Below are 23,026 nucleotides of genomic sequence, written 5' to 3'. Positions count from 1 at the left end.
CCTGTTGCTCCGGTCGGGGATCTTCGGGTCGCAGTTCAAGTGTGTGACACCTTGATTTTTTGAGGAGGGTTTGCGGGCGGGCGCCGGAAATCTCGTCTGAATATCCCAGTTGGATTGATACTTTGGGCGTGACCGATTCTGATTTGTTGAATTAATCAGAGGCATCCTGGCCTAAAATCCAGCGAATTTCCTCGGCATCTTGATCTCGCCGACGTCCCTCTCCGACCGATTACTGACCAGCCTGCTACCACAGGCACAAGGGACAGGTATGGCGCCATGTCATGGCTGTTGTTCATACAACCTTTGGAAAGGGGGCTATCTACCAGTTTCGTGAAGTTCAGTCGACCCATCGGTGGGATACTTGATAATTTCTTGATCTGCGCCTCTTTTGCCCTCAGTATACTTCCAAAATACCGAATCTATTAGTAGTCTCAAAATTGTCTTTACTGCAATTTCAGCATTTTTTGCAGAAAGGCTTAAAAAATAGGCGTTTCCTCAGGGGGGCCTGAAAAACTGTCAAGACAATTATGGGACCCGAAATTAAGTAGACCTGTTGATTATCCGTTCAGATAAAGCAGGCAGACAAAAGAACAAGTGGGGACCTCAAATGCGTTGTTTTGTTAGGCTAGCATTGCCTGTGCTTCTGTTGGCCTTTGGCTTTCATGCTGGTGAAGCTGCTGCTCAGTCTGAAATAGAAGTGACGTCTTCGGAGGGCGGGGCGCTACCCGACGGGGGCACCGACGCGCAGGGTAACGAGCCAGTGGGCGTTTCCAAGTCGGTTACCTACACCATATCCAATACCGGCCTCACCGACCTGACGCTGATGACGGCTTCCGCTTCTGCTGCCAGCAACGTCACCATCGACTCCGTCTCGTCAATGGGCTCGGCCTTGGTTATTCCGGGAGGCACAACCAACTTTATTGTCCAATACACGCCGACTGCAGCCGGGGCCTTCTCGTTCGACCTGAGTTTTGTCAACAACGATGGGGATGAGAACCCATACAACTTCACGGTCAGCGGCACCGCTCCAGGGCCCGAGATAGAAGTGACATCTTCGGAGGGCGGGGCGCTACCCGACGGGGGCACCGACGCGCAGGGTAACGAGCCAGTGGGCGTTTCCAAGTCGGTCACCTATACCATTGCCAATACCGGCGGCGGTGACCTAACGCTGATGACGGCCTCCGCTTCTGCCGCCAGCAACGTCACCATCGACTCCGTCTCGTCAATGGGCTCAGCCTCGGTTATTCCAGGGGGCACAACCAACTTCATTGTCCAATACACGCCGACTGCACCCGGGGCCTTCTCGTTTGAGTTGAGTTTTGTCAACAACGACGGGGATGAGAACCCATACAACTTCACGGTCAGCGGCACCGCGCCAGGGCCCGAGATAGAAGTGACGTCTTCGGAGGGCGGGGCGCTACCCGACGGAGGCACCGACGCGCAGGGCAATGAGCCAGTGGGCACTGCCAAGACGGTAACCTACACCGTGTCCAATACTGGCACCGATGACCTGACCATCGCGACGGCCACCACATCCGCCGTCAGCAACGTCACCGTCAATTCTGTCTCGTCACCGGGCTCTGCCTCGGTTTCTGCCGGGGGCAGTACCACGTTTACGGTCAACTATACGCCGACTGCAGCCGGGGCCTTCTCGTTCGACCTGAGTTTTGTCAACAACGATGGGGATGAGAACCCATATAACTTCACGGTCAGCGGCACCGCCAACACGCTAGCACCCGAGATAGAGGTATCATCTTCGGAAGGTGGGACTGTAGCCAGTGGTGAAGCCGACGCGCAGGGTAATGAGCCAGCGGGCACTGCCAAGACGGTCACCTACACCGTGTCCAATACCGGCACCGACGATCTGACCATCGCGACGGCCACCACATCCGCTGCCAGCAACGTCACCATCGACTCCGTCTCGGCACCGGGCTCGACCACGGTTTCTGCCGGGGACAGTACTACTTTCACAGTCAGCTATACGCCTGATCTGGCGGGGCCTTTCTCATTTGAACTGAGTTTTGTCAACAACGACGCGGATGAGAGCCCTTACGCCTTCACTGTCAACGGGATCGCTACGGGTGCGACGGCTGCAAGCTTGCGAATTGTTTCAGGATCAGACCAGTCAACCGAAATCAACACACAATTCGACGATCCCCTGGTGGTGCAAGTGGTGGATGCCGCAGATAACGGGGTTGAGGGTGTGGCAGTCGCGTTTACCGCTCCAGCCAGCGGAGCATCGATAATTTTTGCGGCGAGCGGTACGAGGACTGAAATCGTAACGACAGGGCCTGATGGTACGGCGACCAGCTCGACGATGACTGCAAATGGAACCGCCTCTCAGTACAGTGGCGGAGGTCTGTTATCCTATTCTATTGAAGCAAGTGTCAACGACCTGGAAAGTATTTCCTTTTCCCTGACGAATGAAAGGAACGCAGCGGCGGACATCCGTAAAACACAAGAAGTCATCGCCTCCTTTGTGACCAATCGCGCCGATGTGATTGTTTCCAATCAACCTAAATTTGTGTCTCGTTTAAAACACAGATCCTCGGGTAACCAGTCCGGGGGAAATAGATTGAATTTGGGCGCGACGCCCAATGCTCAATCCGGCAGTTTCAAGTTCAGCCTGAGTGGATTTAAGGATTCCAGCAGCCGACCAATAAATTTACCTAAGTCCCGGGCCTCGGTTCAGCGTAACAGCGACTCTGCGAAGGGTGTTCCATTGCCTCACCTTACGGGTGTTGCCAGTGGCACAACCTCGCCCGATGGCAAAGATATATCCGCGTCAATCGATGCGGATGAACAGGCAGGCATGTGGCAGAGCTCGCAGTCCGATTGGGATGTTTGGGCATCGGGCACATTCGCACTTAGTCAGAGCGACGATTTTGATTTAAGCTCTGGTCTATTCTTTTTGGGGGTAGATCATAGCTACAACGAAAATACGGTTTTTGGCTTGGTGGCCCAGTTGGATACTGCCGAGGAAGATAATAGCCGGGAAAACACCAGCGCGGATGGCATTGGCTGGATGGCTGGACCCTACGCTGTACTTCGCCTTAAAGAAAATTTCTATTTTGACGGGTCGGCTACCTATGGCAGATCGTATAATTCGGTCAACGCTCTAGGTCTGTTCGAGGACGATTTCCGTACCGAGCGCTACCTAGTGCAAGGTGGACCGACCGGCGATATCAAAATCGGTGATTTAACTACAATTAGCCCATTTGCGCGCTTCACCTATTATTTTGAGGAACAGGAAAGCTATACGGATTCGCTGGGGCGGGTCATTCCCTCTCAGGATTTTGATCTTGGGCGACTGGAGTTTGGCCCAAGGATATCCTGGAATCTCGCATCAAGCGGGGGCATACTGCTTACGCCCTATCTATCCGCATCTGGAATTTATGATTTTGACAAGCTTCAGGATGCTGTACCGACGAATGCAGTTTTGATATCCGCTGACGAAGATTTCCGCGCACGTCTGGAAATGGGTGGATTACTGATAATTCCGGACGGCAATACCCATATCTCGTTCAATGGCTTTTATGACGGTATTGGGGCTTCCGGTTTCGAATCGTACGGAGCTACGATCACACTAGATATTGCATTTTAAGGGTTTCGCCCGACATTCCCCCTATGAATATCCGGTTCGACATCTGCTGTCCCGAACAGGGGGATTAGGGCCATATTTCAGGCGTGTAACAAGCTCAATTTTTTGAGGGAGGTTTGCGCAGAGGCAGCGCAAACCCGGGCTGACAAAAGCCACGGAGGAATTTTCAGCAGCCCGTTATTTTAATTGTTGGTTCTGATTTACCACATAAGATCGTCGGGGATCTTGAAGTCTGCGTAAGGGTCGTCTTTGTCGTCCGGAGCAGTGGCTTCCGCAGGCATCACCACGATATCACTATTGCGCTCGGCGATTTTATCGGCAATAACCCTGGGGACCAGGTCAAAGCGTTCTTCCATCGCGATAATTACCAGTCGACCAGCTATCAAGTGGTCGCGCAGTGCTTCTGTTACGTAAATTGTCTTAACTTTCTTGTCGAAGGTAAAATTGTAGGCAATTTCACCATTGCCCTGTGGTTGGCGGTTATTTTCCACCAATTGTTTGATCTGTGCGGCGATGGCTTTCTGCCGGGCTGCAGCATCGCGTTGAGCGTTTAGCGCACGATCCCGTGCCACTTTATCGGCGCGGCTTTGCTGCACGGCCAACTTGGTTTCATCAATTGGTGTTTCTGCAGACTTTTTGGCAACTTTTTGCTGCTTGCGTTTTTCCTTGTTGATTTGCTTGCTTTTCTTTTTGTCCACAAGTCCGGCCTGGAGCAGTTGGTCTTGAAGTGAAGCCATGGTGCATTCCCTAAAATAACGTGTTGAAAAAACTTGCCGCTGCCAAGCCCGACGGGACAGCAATCTGATCAAATTTTAACCAGGTTGTTGTTGGAAATCTAGCGCAGTGATTTTACCTGAATTCGACCCGGGCTGCCCCATTGACTGCCTGTTCAGGGGGCGCCTGGGTTGGAGATGCGTAACCTGACGGACGAATGTACCGTTTGCCAACAGAGTAGAATAAACGAATTGCGCCAGAATGAAATCCTGACATTGTGTTCCTTATTAACCCGGCAATCTACTAAATACCCTCTCATTTATGGGGTTGCCGCCCTTGAATACTCACGCCTCGCGCAATGCCTTGCCAAGGGGCACTACAGGCCCCGCTGAGGTAATACTGAATGAAACAGGAGTTCCTTAACGCGTGGTCGGAAAAGCCGTACAATCCGTGCCCCGGGTATAAGAATTTTCAAAAAGAACAGCAAATTTCTTTACGCATCCCCTCTGGAAGCTTCGCGAAATCACTGCTCTGAGCGGTGAGCTGGTTTGCCCAATAGTCATGTCAATATGGATTACCTATGGAAAGTGAACTGATTTCACTGCGCGCAGAACTGACTCTGCTGGAGCGTGACCACCGGCGCCGCCTGGAGATCTTTGAACAGCGGTTGTCGGCCCTTGAAGCGCAACTGAAGGGGAAAGGGCAGGAAGGAACCATTCCCGGGGGGATTGCCGATGAACTGCCCCTGGCTACAGGGGCTGGCGGGGGGGCTGGACACACCCGGCCCGCGGCCACATCCGCAGTATCGGCATCGCCGGAACAGGAATCCCCGCAACCCGCAGCTCCGCAAACAAAAGCGAGTGGAGCATCAGTAGCCTCGCCGTGGTTACAGGAGGGTTTGTCTGGCTTTTTGGCGCCGACCCTGGAGCCGCTCAGTCGGCTATGGGAACCCCTTGCGGGTTTTTACCGTCACTACCAGCGGCAGGGCAGGGCGCCGGTATTCTTTATGACCGCAGTGGGCATACTGGCACTGATGTTTGGTTTTACGTATCTGCTGCAATTCTCATTCAATAACTATTTGGGGCCGGTGGGCAAAGTCACCCTGGGTTTCCTGGTCGCGGCGGCGGCGACTTTTGGCGGTGTTACTTTCAGCCGGCGCATGCCCCATATGGCGGACTATGGTTCTGGCCTGATTGCGCTGGGAGTGATTCTTCTCTACCTGTGTGGTTACTTTGCCGGGTCCTACTATCAGCTGGTGCCAACGCCGGTGGCCCTGGGCCTGCTAGTGGCGATAACCGGGCTATCTTATGTGCTCGCCCTATTGTTCGAAACCCGGGTCGTGTCCATGGTGACGCTGCTTGGCGGCTCCACTATGCCTCTGGTAGCGGATCACTTGGACCCATCGGCAGTTATCTATCTCGGTTACTTACTGGCACTGTCACTCGCCATGCTGCATTTGTCCAGGCAGATACGCTGGCCACAACTCGCGATGGTGACCATGGCACTGAGCGCCGGTATGTTTGAGTTCTCACTTTCAAACCTGGATGATTCAACTCCAGGCTGGTGGCCGCTGCTGATATTACACGGTTTCTTTTACGGCTTTGCCCACTATGCCTTGCGGGGGCTGAGTGCTGGGGAACTGGAGTCCGGGAAGCTGGACCGAAGGCGTCTGGTCATTATCGCGGCGAATCTGCTGCTATTTATCCATATCAGCTGGTCCCTGGTGCCAAGTACCCATGCGCTGGGGATTGTATGGCTGCTGAATCTTCTGCCCTGGGTGGCGCTGGCCATTTTCTCCCGCAGGCTGTTTGGCTACGGAGCCGCCAGCAATTCCGCCCGCGTGGTGCACTATATGGCTTTGCTGCACGGTGGCTTGCTGGCGGGTCTGGCCATCCTGGCGTTGAGCAGCCCCGCTTTGCTGGGTATTGTATGGTGTCTTGAAGGTCTGCTGCTGGTTTTTCTGGGTGCCCGCTTTGGTTTTCTCAGCGTGCGCAGTGAGGGTTATATTGCCCTTGCTGCCGCGAGCCTGACCATGTTGTGGCAGGCTGTTACCTGGGTGGCCGGTGGAGTGGTTCCCGCTCCAATGCTGCTGTCACTCAATGCAGATGCCGGCTGGGGAAACTGGCTGGCACTCTGCGGGGCAGCCTTCGCGCTCACCCGACTGTTGCAGCATTGGGCCCACCGAATCAACCCCGCAGAGCAATATATAGCTAGCCTGGTGGACAACGCCTTTGGCGTTTTTCTGTCGGCCAGTTTTCTTTTATCTGTGGCTATCCTCTGGCCCCAGGGCACCTGGTTGCTGGCCCTGTTGCCAATGGGCTTTTTGATCTGGCGAGGCCAGCGCAAGGGCTCAGCATTTAGCGAATGGCTGGGGTTGGCCCACTACCCACTGCTGTTTATCCCGCTGTTGGCGAGCGCATGGATTGTGGGCAGCTTCCATTTCTATGACCAGGTACTTTATGGAAAAATCGCCAGTGTGGAAGCCTTCCTCAGCTTGTGGTTAATCGCAGCGCTTTATCAACGGCTGGAGGTGCGGTCCAGCGGTTTTTCCCTGGCGATGAATTTGTGCAAACTTTTTTATGTCTTGCTACCGTTGTGCTTCCTGCCGACAGTCTTCTATAGGGCCAGTGATTATCTCCCAGTGGCTTTGTGGCTGTCCTGTGCTATTACCCTGCTGCTGTATAGTTGCCTGAGGCTGGAGTTGCTGCAGCGGGAGCTGCGGATTCTGATTGCAGGCGCGAGCCTAGTGGCAATTCTCGGTTGTGCCCTGAGGGAATTTGCCGACTGGCAGGGCATGGCCATGACCGGGCTGCTGTTGGGGCTGGCCTCGCTGGTGGGGCTCCTGTGGCTTGGCCAGGGATTGCAGAGAAAACCCACAGGCCGGGATTGGCAGCGGGCACTGCACAAGGCGCTCAACCCTGTTTTTCCACTGACCTTCTACTACATTGGGGCAACGCTGTTTATTGGCAGCTACGCCCTGAGCCGGGATTTTGGCCTGGCCCTATTATTGAGCCAGCTGTATTTCGCCGGTCTTTATATATTCAAACCCAGGCTTGCACCGTTGCGCAACCAACTAACGGCACTTTATATGCTGAGCCTGCGCCTGTTTGAGCTGCTCACCTTAACGCAGATTATCGCGGTGATTGCCGGCTCCAGCAAAGCGCCCCTGCTTGGAATCTATAATTTGGTGGCCCTGGGTATCGCCACTCTGCTGGTATATCAGCGATTCTTTGCCAATCGTGCTATATGGCGCGGGCGTCGCCTGTTTAACCTCTGGGCATTGCACCTGGCGGCCATTCCGGTTTACATCACCCTGCTGGCACAGGTACTGGAAACCATGTGGCTGCCGGCGGTATCTTTTGCCCTGGTGGTGCACGCAACGCTGTTGCTATTCCAGACCCTAAAACCTGCGACCAAGGAATTGCTGAAGCTATCATTGCTTTTGTATGCTGTAGCTGCATTAAAAATCCTGCTGTGGGATATGCAGGATTTTTCCCTATTGCAAAAGATCGTGGTCTGCATGTTAGTGGGTTTGTGTATGCTGGGAGCTGCATTTCAGTATCAGAAATTTCTGACGGCGAGAAAATAACAAATGATTTCAGCCGGAAATAACCATTCAGGCATGAGTTACATAAGCAGTTCTCTTGCTCAGCCGTTAAACGTCGGTGTTCACCAAGGGATACACCACGTTTTCTGGCCGTCAAGGCTGACAGGCCCTCGGCCTCGAATCGTTTCACCCATCCGCTCATAGTTTGCGGTGTGGTACCCGCTATCTCTGCAACCTTTTTCTGGGACATTCCCTGCTTCCAGAGCTTGATAGCGAGTTTTCGTTTTTCCTCTTGAGCCGAGGGAGACAGGTTGCGGGAAGCTTCATTATTCATATCCGCATTATGCTTCATTTACTTGATTGCCGGGTTAATGGAATGCAGTAGTCTCAATACGATGCGGTGTAAAAGGCTTAAGCCATTCAGTTTCTATTAGGTTGGTTCTGTAGTAGCGTGCTCCCCGGTTTCTACAGGGCACCTGGTACTCTTCTATTACTATGACGCTCCAACAAAACTTTGACCAAACTCGGACGCACCTGCTCGATCGACTGATGTTGGTCATGGCTGTCTGCTACATTCCGGGGATGGTGATTATGAGCGTCCGCGCCTATGAGATCGGGTGGGCCCCCAACAACACCGTCAGGCTCGTCTTATATTGCTTCTTTTTGCTGTTGATTTTCTATCGAAAACGTATTCCTTACCTTGCCCGGGCGATCCTCTTCGTGGGCCTGTGGTGGTTAGCTGCAGCTATCGGCTTCTTTCTCTCAGGCCCGCAAACTGACGCCAAGAGTGTACTCATTCTGATCACCATGATAGCCATGTTGTTGTTGCCGGTGCAGGTAGGGCTTTTTCTCATTGTGCTAACAGCACTGACCATTGGGGCGGTCGGTGTCGCTGTGGTTGGCTGGGGGTGGAGCTTCCCTATCGATTTTGAGGCTTTCATCCGGCAACCGAGCACCTGGGTACTGAGCGCCTATAACCTGAGCATACTCGCTGGCATCTCCGCCTACACCGTATGGAAGATGATCGATACTCTGCGCCGTACCCTGGAGCAAAGCCAGCAGCGGGCAGAACAGCTGCAAACTGCACGGGAGACGGCTGAAGCGGCAAACCAGGCTAAGAGTGTCTTCCTGGCGAACCTGAGTCACGAACTGCGTACTCCACTGAATGCCATTCTCGGTTTTTCGCAATTATTGACCGCCGCCCCCGATCTGCAACCGCGTTACCAACGCCATGCCAGGGCGATTCAAGAGGGGGGAGAACATCTGTTGGTACTGATCAATGACCTTCTCGACCTGGTACGCATCGAAAACGGCCGCGTGGAGCTGGAATTGACGGCATGGGAACCCAGGCAGCTGTTTCCGGATTTAATCCGCCTGTTTCAGTTGCGCGCTGATAACAAGAAACTCTCCCTCAATCTGGTGATACCAACCGCCCTGCCTGCAGCGCTCGTTTGTGATATTCGTCTGCTGCGCCAGGTGCTGATCAATCTGCTGGGAAATGCGATAAAGTTCACCGACCACGGCAGCGTGTCGCTGGAGGTAACTTATAGCGATGGCCTGCTTACCCTTTCGGTTACCGATACAGGGCCGGGGGTTGCCGCCAATGAATCTGAGAGAATCTTCGAGCGATTCCATCAGGTACACACTAAAGGCGGGGTGGAAAAGGGTCTGGGATTGGGCTTGAGTATCAGTCATCGACTGGTAGAGATAATGGGGGGAACACTCGGTGTGAAGAGCCGGGTCGGCGAGGGAAGTACCTTCCGGTTCAGTATTCCCATCCAGCCGGAAGCACAGCACCAGAATATTAACCGCTCTGCCCCGGTTACCCCCGCTACTGGCAAGGTCCCCAGAATCCTGGTGGTGGACGACGTCAAACCCAATCGCACCTTATTGGCAGAGTTGCTCAGCCCCTTGGGGATTCTGGTGGATCAGGCCGAGAGCAGCGAGCGATGCCTGGAGCGGGTGGACAATCATCCGCCAGATCTGATCATCATGGATCAGCGCATGCCCGGGTTGGATGGTCTGGAGACGGTAGCCATTTTGAGAGGGAGAGGACTCCGGACACCCGTTGTTATGATCAGTGCCTCCAGCTTTGCAGCCGACCGGGAGGCGAGTTTACAGGCTGGTTGTCAGGCTTTCCTGCCCAAACCTTTCGAGCTGACTCAACTCTTGGAGATCCTGGTGGACCTAGGTATCATGGTGGCCGAAGCTGAACCTTGTGTTGCTGTTACACAGAGCGAACAACTGCCCAACGTGGCGGATGCCGTCCCCCTGGTCGATCAGGCCCAACTTGACGGCCACTGTCGCGCCCTGCCACCGTCAACCTTCAGAGCGGTACTGGAAGAATTTGAGCAACACAGTGCCACCTGTCATGTTGCTTTGATCGAAGCCTTGAACCAAAACAGACCAAAGGCGATAACGCACAGCGCTCATCGTCTCGCTGGCGTGGCGGCCATGCTGGGGCTGAAAGCCCTGTATCTTGCCTGCGATCGAATTGAGGCTTCAGCCACCACCATAAGCGAATCGCAAGCGCGACAGGCTGCGGTTGAGGTTTCGGAGCTGTACCAGACTACCATCCAGAGTTTGCGGGATTATGTGATCGATATCCCCGACGACATTGAGAAGCGTGATCATGCGGATACTATTGGTAGAGGATGAGCCGGTGTCCCGCTCGTTGATTGTTAAGTATCTCAACAGCCAGGAATATCAGGTCGATGCCGTGGGCACAGGTAAAGAAGCCCGGAAAATCTTTTTCTCGCGCAAGCCCGGCATCGTATTGTTGGATATTCTGCTACCGGATTGCGACGGACTCGCACTGATCGATACGTTCCGGCGGTCCAATCCCAGGGTTGGTATCATCATGATCTCGAAAAAGTCTGCCCCAGTAGACCGCGTGGTTGGCCTGGAAATGGGGGCAGACGATTATCTGCCGAAACCCTTTGAGCTGCCGGAACTTTCAGCACGGATCAAGGCTTTAAAACGCAGAGATCGTCTGCTTTTGACTGAAGAGAGCAGATACTACCAATTCAATCATGCCAGTCTGGATTTTGGGGCACGATCTATCCGCTACGCGGATGGAGCCAGTGTAGCCTTGAGTGACGGCGAGTATCGTGTGTTGGCGGCCTTAACCCGGGTATCCGGTAAAGTCGTACAGCGCGATCGTCTGCTCAACATCCTGCGGGCCGATGGTGAAACTGGCTCGACCCGCAGTCTGGATGTCATCATCAGCCGCCTGAGGACCAAGCTGAAGCATAAACAAGAGCAGCAGGTAATTATCACAGTGCACGGAGTTGGTTACCGCATTGTCGAAACAAACTGCGAACCTTTGCTGGAAAATAGCTGATAGCGAAACGTCCTCACTTGCAAGACCACTATCCCAAAAATACCGATTACCCGGTCCACATCCGGCTGATCCATCCGCCGTCTTAATCAATCTCTAATTACTCTCTGCAAAAAAGCACCCTGCAGAGAAAACACGGCTGAAAACCTCATAACACTGCGTAAGAAACCCGCTTATGCAACCAGTCATACACATTAACAATTCATTAAGATCTGAACGTAAGACTCGTTTAGGAGGAAACGTTAAAGTTCTGAACCATCGAATTTGAACCAGAGGCCAGGCTCCAACTTTCAGGGCGTGTGGCTATGCCAACTTTGACGAAACCCGGATTTGGCAAGACGATGTCAGCGGGCCGTTGAACGACATCGGCAGGGAGGCCTCCGATCCCTCACAGCTAATAATTCCGATGTTTAACCTGGGGCGTTACATGAATGAATAAAAGTATAAAAGCATATACGGACATTTTTGATTTTGCGAAACAAACGGAAATACCCGCACAATGTGTCAGCAGGGAAGATAGTTGAGGTGCCTGGTTATCTTCATTCTGAAGTATTCAGAAAAGCCATTTTTGATTCTGGTGCAAATAAATTTTATGCCACCGATTGTGTTGGAACGACAAACGACGAGGATTCCTGCGACGGCAGTGTCGATTTTCTGGCTGCACCTGATTTCATTCCTGCTTCCGGGCAGCCTGAAAAAATATCCTGTGATATTACCGGGGGTAAGAAACGGCTCTGCGACACAAGGAAAATGTGGTTGATGGCCGGAGAACGGTTTGTCATCTGCGTCAGCGATTCCGATAGCAGTGTGGCCCGAACCCTGATCCGCCTCGTCGATAGCAACGTCATCAAAGGCGCTATCATTTTGCGCGCGATCATGGTGGGAAATCTACAGTCGGGAATAAATAAAACCTCTTCGGAGAAGGCAGTTGCCTGCCTTCCCTATCGAGACATGCTCCATCTTCGTTTACTGCTTGAGGCGGTTCATCAGATCAATGCAGTTAAATTAACCAGTAGCTTGGGTTGCAGGAACATCGGCCAGGCAATAGAAATTGCCCCCGACACCTGTGTTACCACCTCGCTAGGCGGCTGATGCACCCGCACAGCTGCATTCTCAACATGACTAAAAAGGAAAACAGAATGTCATATCAGGAATCATCTATATATCATCTCCCGGATACACCAAATGCAAATAACACAGGTGCAACTGCAGTATTTGACGGTAGCCTCTACTATCTGGGCAACATGAACGGTAATCATGCCATCTCTGAATCGAAGGGTGCTTTGGCAGACCTGAAGTCCGGCGATTTCGACTCATTAACTCAATCGAGTGAATGGCAAATCAAGACAATAAAAACCACAAAGGGCACCTCTTTTTACACGAGACATGCGATCTCAGCAGTTGTGTCGGAACTTTATCTGTATTTGCTTTGGATTGACAATGCAGACAATCAGACTCTCAAGATTTCGCGAAAGTCGAGAGTGGAGGATGTCAAAGGTATTCAAGGCACAGGAGGCTGGTGCGAGCCGATACCATTTACCTATGAGGGAGACACACCAAATATGCTTCGGGCTTGCTGTATTACCAGGCTCCCGAATCAATCTTTACTGATTGGTTGGCAGGAGCAGGATGGAAAGACCATGCGGTTTTCCGAGGTGGACATCGAACAGCAATTGAACGATGGTGCTCAAGGGCTAACTTTGCGCAACCCTTATACGATGAAGGGCGGAGAAAATGAACAGAAATCAACGCTTGGGAGTCAAGTCACCGCATGTGGTTTCATTTGTCTCGGGAAAACCTATGTCGCTACCGGGCAGCATGAAGACAACGAAGCCTGGATCACTATTTTTGAGCACAAGGGTGAAGAGCTCTCTGATGGTGACTCGTCCGTTATCAATCTTGACGGAGGCTTGCGAGGCGTTTATGCAGCGTTAGACCCTATAGGAAACCCCAGATTCTATTATTGTCGCAGCAATGATAAAGATGTGGTATTTCGCAAATTAATTCTGAATGATCCCGAAACTAATAGTGATCTAAGTAATATTGTCGGTACCTTGACACCTGAGACATTGGTGTGGAATAACCCTCATTCCTCTCAAAAGATGCCTTTGGCTTCATTCATCGTCGGCAGTCCCTACAAAGAAGTCGACGGTAAGAGACAGCGTGTACCGGAAAATAGTCCGGCACTAGAAAGTTCAGATAAAGACGAATACTATTATGACATCTACGAGAACATCTTCGTGGTCGATGATCACATTAAGGGGAAGTACTCAACCTATGGATCGCTTCGCCGTACGGACGCTGCTGAAATCTATAACATTTCAGATACGACAGGGACCTATGGAAAATGCCAATACAATATTTCTTCTTTAGTCGTCCGCGCACTCTTTGATTCCCCGATGCCATTTCCACAGTCCAACACTATGGATGCCCCTGACGCCGACTATGCACGTCGCTCTCACGGTTCCATTCATTACCTCAGTGAAAAAACCAGCTCTCGAGAAGTTCAGCACGCGGTGATGGGAGAGATGGGAGTCCATTTTCTGGCTAAAACGACAAAGGGTATCGGTCCATATATTGACCTTGAAGCCGGCTTTGGTCTATCGGGTAAATGGTCAGAGGCGGTGAGCAATCAAGCCCTGGATGAAATCATCCATACAACACAGACGGATAATGAGGGCAAAGTGGTTCCGGACGGCACGGTATTTTGCTATGGCACTGTGATGGTCCGAAACGACGTTCACATGCTTGATAATAATGGCAAGCTGGATACAAACTCGCCTTCGATTGTATCCATTGTGCCGCGCTATACACAGGCGGTCGATCACGACTTTACGAGTTATTATGTGACACCTGGTGATTTAACCTCGTATACCGAGAACGCGATCAATGAAACAATGAAACAGTTGGAAGATCAGTTGAATGAGCGCATAGACGCGCGAAATCAGGCGATCGCAAATGGTGACTATGACCCCAACCAAAAAGGCGGGCCCATGGCTGGAATTCTACCTCCGGGTATGGATGAATGGCCATATGCACCATGGGGAAGTGACTATGTCGGAAAAGTTCTCCGACCTAACCAGGTGGCTCCCAAAAATGCCAACATCGCATGGACAGAAGCGTCTGAACAGGTGAAAGCTTACACCGGCAAAACGACCAAGGGAACCGAATTTGGCTGGGATGTCTATGCCAAAATTACAGCTGGCGCGTCCGGAGGAGAAGAGATTACTTTTAATGGAGTGGGTGAAGGTGGGTATGTCGAGTTTACTGGATCGATTGGTGCCAAATATGAGGGCAGCGTCAACACGGTCGATGTCAGAGGTCAGATTCTTCAGGTGGATCCACTTGACGTACCCGCCCCGATAAAAGACAACGACGTTAGTGAATACGGCTTTCAGGTCATGATGCTCAAGCCCAGCAAACAGTGGGTGGATGAATTGTGGGTTTTCTGCGATGACCCCGAACTCCAGGCGAAAATCAACACAAACTCTAAACCGTTTCGTGTCGCCTACCTGCTCTCCTATGGTAAGTGTAAGAATGGAATAAGCATCACTTAGTAAGGTAAATAGAGACCCTTCTCTCGGTTTCGCAGATCGGAGACGACGCGAAGGGTCTTAGGTTCCATTTAACAACCATATCAACCCAACCGAACTGTTCGCAAGAACAAAGGATATAACCCCATTTATACAATATCAGCCAGGTAAGTTCTACCATTACTGACCTGGCTCCAATCATTGTCAACCAACACAGGGTAAATTAAAACAGCGACCCCCTGTAATCTCCAATGCTGTACCGGTCGCTTGCATAGCTTTGTGAGAGCTATACAAGCTTTCAATCTAAATGTGATCAGTGTCACAAAACTCCATATCGATTGTGCAAAAAGGTTAAAGTTTAAGGATTGGCTCGAAAGGGAAGCTAAAACCGAAGAGTAATTCCATTTTTGTAATAGGCTGTAATGGCAGCTTATTGAATGGAGATCAAAAGAAGGATTAAAATTCCGCCACGAATAATCGATAAATACAGAGGCAATTTATGACGCATCCAGTAGTTCCAAATCTACCCATCCTGGGTGGGGTGATGAATATTTTCGAAGGTGGTTTTTTAACCGATCCAGTCTGGTTGGCAAGTAATGTTACCGAGTCGTTATTTGAACCCTGGGATACCAGTGACAGCAACTGTAATATCGTTATTGACGATAAATACAAGTGCCCAAAACAAATCCAGGTTATTAACCTCCACTCCGCCAATAATACGGAAATCATATCGCGATCCCTGGAGGAGGTTTATACGGAAGTGACAGCTGGCCTGGGTATTGATGTAAAATACAAAGCTTTTCAGGGGGAAATGGAAGCGGCTTTTTCCACAAGCCACGGTTCAACCAGCAGCCGCTGGTTTTGTATTTTTCGTTATCAAAGAAGCTACTTTAGCCTGCGCCTGAGTGCCAATCTGGATGATCTTAAGTCACGCCTTACAGACCACGCCAGGCATGCGATTAATTCGGGTGACCCCTACGAACTATTCCGGAATCATGGTACGCACTTTATCCATGAATTAATTTATGGTGGCGCTCTGGCGATCGATATGTCCATCGACGATACATATACCGAAGATGTGACCGTTGCCACGGCGACAGTATACGGTGAGTTCGATGTAAAACTGGGACATGTGGCGATGAGTTCCAACATCGATGTTGAATCTTCAGAGGTAACCGAACACTTTGAATCGGTGTCCAATATAAAACAGTTTGGTGCAGCACCACCTTCGGTGAATGATGACAACAGTATCAATGCCTTTTCCAAGGGTTATTTTGATGCCGTTAAAGAGAACCCCGTGCCCATTCAACCTTCAAAAGACGGGCTAATGGGGATATGGGAGCTTGCCGACAGTGATGCACGGAAAGTTGAATTAAAAAACGCCTTTGAAAATTACGCGGAAAATAAAGATGCCGTGCTGGATTCTCCCGTTATTTATGGATTTTATACCATTTGTTATAAGGATCAAGCCGCGAAAAAACCGACAAATAAGACCTTTATAGTCCCCGAGGGTCTGGACTTTGGTGATCATAGAACTAAAACAAAGCTCGCCTATGGGCAGAGTAAAAACCCCATGAGCCACCCCAATCCACCCTGGGAATGGCCGGCTGCATCCTTGATGTTGTGCAGCAATAATATCACTGATTGGAATCGTGGCGTTTCAATTTTTGAATTTGAAGGCCAAAATTATCGATTGGTGGGAGGTCGGTGCGTTTCGGCAGGTGAAAATTATTACGAGTGGGGAAGCTCCAAAAACATATATGCACCGGCGATTACAATGTTCCGCTCAGCTAACCCCAAGGACTATTCGCATACCGTAGGGATGGCGGTGCATCTACATTTCCGTAAGTATGAGGATATGAATGAAGGGGATGAATATTTTGAGTTTCTGGGTGCGCTCGATGTCTCAGAAAATCACACTAGCCGAGTAGGCTCGGACAATGGACATCACCAATTGATATGTCACAACCACCTGACCTATTCCTCGTCCAAACATAAATTCGAGTATGGCGATCTGTATCTGACTTTAAGGAAAAAGAAATTCAAGTAATAGGCAGCCAGGTAGAGGAAGGCCCCCACTTATCAACGCGGTAACTAGGGCCTGTTCACACTAACTGAGATAGCCCTGCTGCTTCAGGTTTTGTGGCCTGCAAGGCAGGAATTGCGGAGTGTGGTGGGTCCACATAAGCAATTTCTAACTCCGCAGGGCGCGAAACCAGAGGCAGCCCCTCTGCTCAGAGCAGCAGATCGATGACTGATATTTAAAAAATGCTTGTTAGTGTCAACAGGCCTTAAATAAACCGGTCTACTTCCGAGAAGGGGATATGATCCGAGATGTCTTTTGCCGTATAGATTTTGAGGACTTTGGCTTTTCCATCCAGCAGAATATCCGCTGGCAACTGGTTGCTGGTTACCAGGCCCCTTGTGCCGGTCAGTGACAGCCCCCGCAGTAATCGCGGCATTTGCAGCAATATAGCTTTTAGCTTGGCGCTAAAGGAGGATCGAAGGCTTAATCCGCGATAGATCGACGCATCCGGATCGGCTACGATCTGGAATGGCCTTGGTTGCTGTGCAATAAATTTTTTTGTATCGGAGCTGGAAGACTTGAAAATCGCAACTATGCGAATATCGCTTTTAAGAAAATATTCCGCTTTTTGGGTCATTTCATACACGCGTATATTACAAAATGGACAAGTTGCTTCGCGAAATATGGATAGCCAGATCTTGTTGCCATTTCCAATAGGAATTTTATTTCCCTCTATATCGGTTAGTTCCAGTTGGGACACATAATTTTCTATTGCGCTAATATTCATCATTTCCTCCTGCTTTTGCAGAGCGAGTAATGCCAAACAGCGGGCGAGGGATGCTGTATTGATTCCAAAAGGATCAATGAAACTCTAAATTGTTTTAAAAGTTGAACCGGCCTATGACACAATTCTGGTATGGCTGCGGCGGAATTCACCGGGCCTGATGCCATACTGTCGTTTAAAAACCTGGCTGAATGCCGCTTCCGAGCGGTAGCCAATATTCTCTGCGATATTGATCAATGGTTTGGAGGTTTCAATCAATAAGCGGCTTGCCAGTTGCAGGCGAACAAAGATAATGTATTGCAAAGGGCTCATTCCCACCAATTCCGCAAAGTGATTGGAAAAGGAGGAGCGGGACATATTGGCCATCTGACCCAGGCGTTCGACAGTCCAGTCCTCTGCCGGTTCCGCGTGGATCGCAGACAGTACCTTGCCAATACGGGAGCTGGTAAAGGCGGATAAAAAGGGCACAATTTCTTTGCTGGTGGCCAAATAGGTGCGTATCACCTGGATCAGGATAATCTCAGATAGCCTGCAAATAATGGCGTGAGCGCCCGGGTCCAGCTTGGCGGCCTCGTGTCCTATAAACCCTATAGCGCTATCCAGCCATTTGGCGTTGTAGCTGGTGTCGCCGGAGACGTACAGCTTGCCGGGTAAATTCTCCAGGAGGGGGTGCACACCCAGAGCGTCGAACGCCAATTCGCCACAGACCAGGGTGCAGCCAGCGCCGCCACCGCCATAGACCAGAGGTCCGGAGCCGGTAAAGCCGACCTCCTGCAAAACATCATCCAGGGGGCGTGCCTCCGTGGTCTTTTCGTTCACCAGTCGATGCGAAGTCCCGTGAGGCACAATGACCAGGTCGCCGTTTGCCATAGGTGTCCATTCCGTTTCGTTTCCAACCTGCAACCAGCAGTTTCCCCTTATCACGATATGGAAGCGTGCAACGGCCCCTTTTGCGGGCACCTCCACCCCCCAGGGGGCTGTAAGATTGGTACGAAAGTACAAGCTGCTGGACATGCGCAGTGTATTCAGTATATCGGTCAGTGCATCCATAGGATTTCAATCAGTTGCCGGTTAGTTACAAGTTGTAGAGACAGTGCACCGGAGAATATCAAATCCTCCACCTGGGATCATCGAAATGCCTGAAGATATGGAGGATTCAGTATGATTTTCTGTCGAATAAGTATGGGGGGTTAATTTCTATCCAATTATTTAATAAGTGTTATCAATTCGCTCAAGGTCGATCTAGCTGGCCACATGGTCTCTATAGCTTTAATGGTAGGTTGTTGAAACAATCCCCCTGGCTTTTCCCAGCCCTGATTTGGGGTGCCTATTTGCAATCCGAACTTCCCGGTTTGCAACAGCGGTCTGGTAATTGGGAATGGTGCATTTGCGCCCGGACGGAGTGAATTTTATGACGTGAAGTTGAAAATCACTTTTGCTATTATAGATTTTCTGGGATTGGATTTGAACAGTTCCGGATTGTTGTGAGGCAGGCTTGGTGGAGTCCCGCCTTCTCTTGTTTAATTCCAGAATCCGTCTTCCAGATCCCTATCCTCATAGGACAGATTTTTGTCACGTCCTATTTCACATAGTTTGCAAAAGGTTCTGATCATTCCCTCATACTGCTGTAAAAAATACCAGTATCTACCTTTGGAATATCGGTAGATATTGCAGTTATTAATATTTCTTTCCTTCTCATTATCCTCCTTTTGCCAGAAGAATACTTCGTGGCCGACATCGCTGTCTCCCATGCAAAATGCTCTTTGATTATCGTCGGCATTTCTTCCGGATATTTTGAATTGGAAGGAAAATTCTTCTTTCGGAATCGTTTTATATAGCGGATTGATTTCGTACTTCTTATCCTTATCTCTCTGCAGGGTATATATTTGCGCTATGCTCCCATATTCCCCTTCGAGATCTCTAGACTTATTGCGCACGTAATTTGTTCCCGCTGGTGTATAGGGTATAAAGCAGCGTTTGTGTATAAGGTAGTGCAATTTCCTTTCCAGTGTATCCAGATATGCTTCTTTGTTGGCCAGATCGTTGAATATCTGTTGTGTATATATGGAATACATGGGATCCGAGTTGTTATTTCTTATAGAGTCAACTCTGGCAAGTACTTTTTTCAGCGCTATTATACAAAGCACGCCCATGGTATAGAACATGATCGCTGAATCATTCCCGTCATAGTCGGGCGCACTTATTTTATTGAGAAGACCCTCTACACCTTGCAGTCTGTCGATTAACATCTTCTGTAGAGTGTTGTACTTGTCATCCTGTAATATTTCAGGCATATAAGTGGCGACATCCCGGGTTAACAATCCCTTGGCGCTGAGTATATTCCCATAGAGAGTATTTAGGGTATCCTCCTGTATTTCGTGCTTTACGATATCTTCCATATAATTCATTAGGAAAGTTAGTTGTGTGCCTCCACTATCCGCAGGTCCTAAAAAGGTTTCCACCAGTTGAAAGGCTGTAGCTGCGCCGGCACCACCGGCCCAGGAGGCAGTTGCAGCCAGTTTCCACAGGGTTTTTTGAAAATCTATTCCATTGCTGTTTCCGGAATCAACTCCAAGCGGACTGGCAAATTTATCCGGAGATACATAAAATTTCCACTGATTTTGGTTGTCGTAATAATTGTATTCCTTGGCGTTCGCGTCCGGTAAGGTAAAAGGATGTTTTAGGTGTTTTTCTGTATCTTTGTATATTTTCTCTATTAATTTGGTTTTCTCTGCCCATTGCTTTTTGTCTAAACTGTTCTGGGGCAGTTTGATACTCGACATGTTTTTTACTCCACATATTTTATTAACAGCATCATTCTGATATGTCTTAAGCTAAGCCGTTCGCCGGATTCCGCTCTGAAGTCAAGCAGTTCAGGCAGGATAACTCGATAATTGGCGATGGGCTGATCTTTTATAATCGAAGCGATGTCGCTGTAGTCTGATTCCGACAGGGTGTTGGTATAGGCATGGTCCAAAACAGCCAGCTGGCCCAACTGATAGTAGAGCTGCATGAATGGATTGCCAGTGTCACTGCAGGCGTCCTTCAGATGCTCGGCAATCAAAGTGTATCTATCCATCGATATTGCTAGTTTGGCATCCTTCTCATCTGCGTAGTTGTGTTTTAGATTCCGTTTGGAAGATTCGAAGGATTTGAGAATATCATCTAACAGCAAAAAGGCTAAAAGCCCCAGAACTATCTTGCCAGTTTTCACCAGTGGCTTAAAGGCTTCCTGTAATTTCTTTGTTGCATCTACTTTCACATTTTTAAAAAGTGATGCGGCCTCTTTCGGTGCTTTATCCAGAAATAGCACCAGTTTCTGCATTTGTTTTTTGGCCGATTCAGATGTTACAACCTTTTTCAGATAAAGCAAAGTATCTCTGGCGGCAAGCGTTGAGATGACTTCTGGTCGTATATTTTCCATTGCCTCTGCAAATTCCGGTGAAATCTTCTCCATGGATTTTACAATAGCATCCATTTCTTTGTTTCTTTCCGCTTCGCTGAGACTTGAATCTGTCAATAATTTTTTAAACCTTTCGCCCAAACTCCTTACATTTTTAACGTCTTCAACAAATTCACTTTTTAGCTTGCTCACCTCTGCAATGGCTTTCTGTGAAGATTCTTCCAGAGTTTCTAATTTTTCGTTTAATGATTTCTGTAGCTCTGCTTTATGTGGGGAAGCTATTGCTTCTATGGCCTGCTCCGCCTGTTCCCTGTCGCGCTCTATCCTCTCGTGTATATTTTCTTGGAGGGAGGATTCTGCATCCTCTCGAGCTGTATCTGCATCCCTGGCATCCCTCTCCGCGTCCCCCTCATGCGCGGGTCCGCCGCCGACCTGGCTGACCTTGTTCAGTTTCTTTTCATCATCTGCAATGGTTGACTCCATAGGGTATCTACTCCTTTTGACGGGTATTGACTGTTGAATAAATAATAATGCTATTGACCTGATCAGTTATTTTCTTTGCCTGGTCAATGTTAAATGGAAACCTGATTTCTTGCGGGATTGTAGCTCTATTTTATTGTAATTTTTGGGTGCGCAGGGCTGCCGCATATTGAACGCATATTTTATGTTTTGCACTCCCGGTGCAGGATTTTTCTATTGGGGTAGAGTCTGCTTCCGCTTCTCATGTAATTATTCAGCTTGAAGCTGGTGCCGGTTAACTTTCTTTATTGGGGGTCTTTGTCGGGAACTTAGTTTATGAGTAACAAGACGTCAAGATCAAGGGCCAATTAGTCCGCTGGTACGATATTGCATATTGTGCCAGGGCGCCAATTGTAAATTGCTTTGCCCGGGGGTCTCAATGGGGAGCACGGTCGCATAAAGCCGGATTGAGGAAAGCCAGGGAGAGCTTTTTCAACCACCTGTTGGGTGTGCCGCAAAACTGAGTGGGAAGAAGCTCGCCAGGCGTTGACCAGCAACCATTGAGGTTTTTTGTCGGGTCCACTCTGCTATGATAGTTCGGTGGAGTGGCGGTACAACCTTGGGGATTGGTGCTTGATGAGGGCGCTTTGTTTAAGTTTGGTTGGGAGTAATGGCACTACTGGCAGCTGTGGATGCGCAAAGCCTGAGGTTGCACAGAATTATTCAGAGGTTCCCTAGCCACCAATTTACCCGGCGATACTGGAGTGGAGGAATTTTCACAGCTGTAATTCAGTGTAACGACTTGTAATGGCGCGTAAGGATATGCGATCACAGCTTTTTATTGTGCCGGGACCGGGTTGGGGCAAACCCCGCTGGAAAACTGGGTCCGCAAGCCATTTTTTTGGGGCGCCGCGGAGCTAACGGCTTGCTGACAAGCCTTCTATGGCTTTGTCTGGTACGGATTTGTGACGTATTTGTGCGCGGGTTTCGCCACAGGGCAAGCGGATAGAGGCTTGATATAGGGCCCAAACAATTTTGTTCAGGGTAGCGGGTTGCTGGCCAAACCCTGTTCATCTGTCTGCGAATAGCTACTTTCGAAAAACCAGAATGATCATCAAACACTGTTATGAATAAACACATCGACTATTTCTCCGATCGCCAGCATCTCAGTTTTCCCGGCAATCGCGCTCCCTACTCGGACCGCATGGCCTACCTGTTGGCACAGGTGAGCAGCCTCGCCTACAAACCCATAGAAGTGCCACAACTGGTGGCGGATTCGATCCGGGCCGGCGCGGAGGAGGCGTCAGTGAATTCGCTGCTGCAGCTGCTGGCGAAGATTCAGGCCTGCTATGGCGCGGCGGACCCGGCTCAGCGGGAGGCATTGATAGGGGAGCTGGACAGGGGCGGCCTCTACCTGGTGGATAACCTGAAACACACTGGCGGCAATTACACGGATACACAGGGTTTGGTTTTGACCACTAGCAGGCTGTTGATTTTCAGCCAGATTCAAACACGGTAATCGTTTGAATCCGCAATTCTCGGCCCAAATAGACGATTTAAGGCCATTTTTTACCCTTACGGGCCTTGGTGGCGAGCTTTCCCCGCCTTCAAGACGGACT

At 50.1% G+C, this 23,026-nt stretch carries 13 protein-coding genes and 1 pseudogene; 8 read left to right on the top strand and 6 right to left on the bottom strand.

The window, feature by feature from the left end; all coding sequences use genetic code 11:
* Window positions 1-637 precede the first annotated feature (637 nt).
* On the top strand, window positions 638-3,604 hold the full coding sequence (locus AB1S50_RS14960) for a choice-of-anchor D domain-containing protein (protein ID WP_367151713.1): 2,967 nt from the start codon (window positions 638-640) through the stop codon (window positions 3,602-3,604).
* 197 nt (window positions 3,605-3,801) lie between these two features.
* On the opposite strand, the gene AB1S50_RS14955 is transcribed toward AB1S50_RS14960, so the two are convergent.
* Window positions 3,802-4,338 (bottom strand): DUF2058 domain-containing protein, encoded by a 537-nt coding sequence (locus AB1S50_RS14955; RefSeq protein ID WP_367151712.1) that lies wholly within the window; start codon window positions 4,336-4,338, stop codon window positions 3,802-3,804.
* 557 nt (window positions 4,339-4,895) lie between these two features.
* On the opposite strand from AB1S50_RS14955, the gene AB1S50_RS14950 reads away from it, so the two are divergent.
* The gene (locus tag AB1S50_RS14950; RefSeq protein ID WP_367151711.1) at window positions 4,896-7,904 is read left to right on the top strand and encodes a DUF2339 domain-containing protein; all 3,009 of its coding nucleotides are present in this window, start codon (window positions 4,896-4,898) and stop codon (window positions 7,902-7,904) included.
* 64 nt (window positions 7,905-7,968) lie between these two features.
* Here the strand turns inward: AB1S50_RS14950 and AB1S50_RS14945 are convergent.
* Window positions 7,969-8,196: pseudogene (locus AB1S50_RS14945) on the bottom strand (helix-turn-helix domain-containing protein); the annotation flags it as partial.
* A 257-nt stretch (window positions 8,197-8,453) separates the two neighbouring features.
* Between AB1S50_RS14945 and AB1S50_RS14940 the strand changes: the two are divergent.
* From AB1S50_RS14940 to AB1S50_RS14920, 5 genes are all read left to right on the top strand, one after another.
* A complete protein-coding gene (locus AB1S50_RS14940; protein WP_367151710.1) occupies window positions 8,454-10,520 on the top strand; it encodes an ATP-binding protein in 2,067 nt (688 codons plus the stop codon).
* A gap of 4 nt (window positions 10,521-10,524) precedes the next feature.
* Window positions 10,525-11,205 carry a response regulator transcription factor gene (locus tag AB1S50_RS14935; protein WP_367151709.1) on the top strand — a complete coding sequence of 227 codons (681 nt, stop codon included), beginning with the start codon at window positions 10,525-10,527 and terminating at the stop codon, window positions 11,203-11,205.
* Between the two features lie 498 nt (window positions 11,206-11,703).
* Window positions 11,704-12,294, top strand: a complete 591-nt coding sequence (locus AB1S50_RS14930) for a hypothetical protein (protein ID WP_367151708.1) — start codon at window positions 11,704-11,706, stop codon at window positions 12,292-12,294.
* A 47-nt stretch (window positions 12,295-12,341) separates the two neighbouring features.
* Window positions 12,342-14,759 carry a hypothetical protein gene (locus AB1S50_RS14925; RefSeq protein WP_367151707.1) on the top strand — a complete coding sequence of 806 codons (2,418 nt, stop codon included), beginning with the start codon at window positions 12,342-12,344 and terminating at the stop codon, window positions 14,757-14,759.
* Window positions 14,760-15,234: 475 nt separating this feature from the next.
* Window positions 15,235-16,785, top strand: coding sequence for an MAC/perforin domain-containing protein (locus AB1S50_RS14920; protein WP_367151706.1), 1,551 nt, complete (start codon window positions 15,235-15,237; stop codon window positions 16,783-16,785).
* A 241-nt stretch (window positions 16,786-17,026) separates the two neighbouring features.
* On the opposite strand, the gene AB1S50_RS14915 is transcribed toward AB1S50_RS14920, so the two are convergent.
* From AB1S50_RS14915 to AB1S50_RS14900, 4 genes are all read right to left on the bottom strand, one after another.
* Window positions 17,027-17,551, bottom strand: a complete 525-nt coding sequence (locus tag AB1S50_RS14915) for a redoxin domain-containing protein (RefSeq protein ID WP_367151705.1) — start codon at window positions 17,549-17,551, stop codon at window positions 17,027-17,029.
* A 108-nt stretch (window positions 17,552-17,659) separates the two neighbouring features.
* Window positions 17,660-18,595 carry an AraC family transcriptional regulator gene (locus AB1S50_RS14910; protein ID WP_367151704.1) on the bottom strand — a complete coding sequence of 312 codons (936 nt, stop codon included), beginning with the start codon at window positions 18,593-18,595 and terminating at the stop codon, window positions 17,660-17,662.
* A 470-nt stretch (window positions 18,596-19,065) separates the two neighbouring features.
* Window positions 19,066-20,328, bottom strand: a complete 1,263-nt coding sequence (locus AB1S50_RS14905; protein WP_367151702.1) for a hypothetical protein — start codon at window positions 20,326-20,328, stop codon at window positions 19,066-19,068.
* 5 nt (window positions 20,329-20,333) lie between these two features.
* Window positions 20,334-21,431, bottom strand: a complete 1,098-nt coding sequence (locus AB1S50_RS14900; protein WP_367151700.1) for a hypothetical protein — start codon at window positions 21,429-21,431, stop codon at window positions 20,334-20,336.
* A 1,102-nt stretch (window positions 21,432-22,533) separates the two neighbouring features.
* Here AB1S50_RS14900 and AB1S50_RS14895 point away from each other — a divergent pair.
* On the top strand, window positions 22,534-22,926 hold the full coding sequence (locus AB1S50_RS14895; RefSeq protein ID WP_367151699.1) for a hypothetical protein: 393 nt from the start codon (window positions 22,534-22,536) through the stop codon (window positions 22,924-22,926).
* Window positions 22,927-23,026 lie beyond the last annotated feature (100 nt).

It is taken from the genome of Microbulbifer discodermiae (assembly GCF_040742695.1).
Taxonomy (GTDB): Bacteria; Pseudomonadota; Gammaproteobacteria; order Pseudomonadales; family Cellvibrionaceae; genus Microbulbifer.
This window is presented reverse-complemented; position numbering and strand designations above follow the sequence as displayed.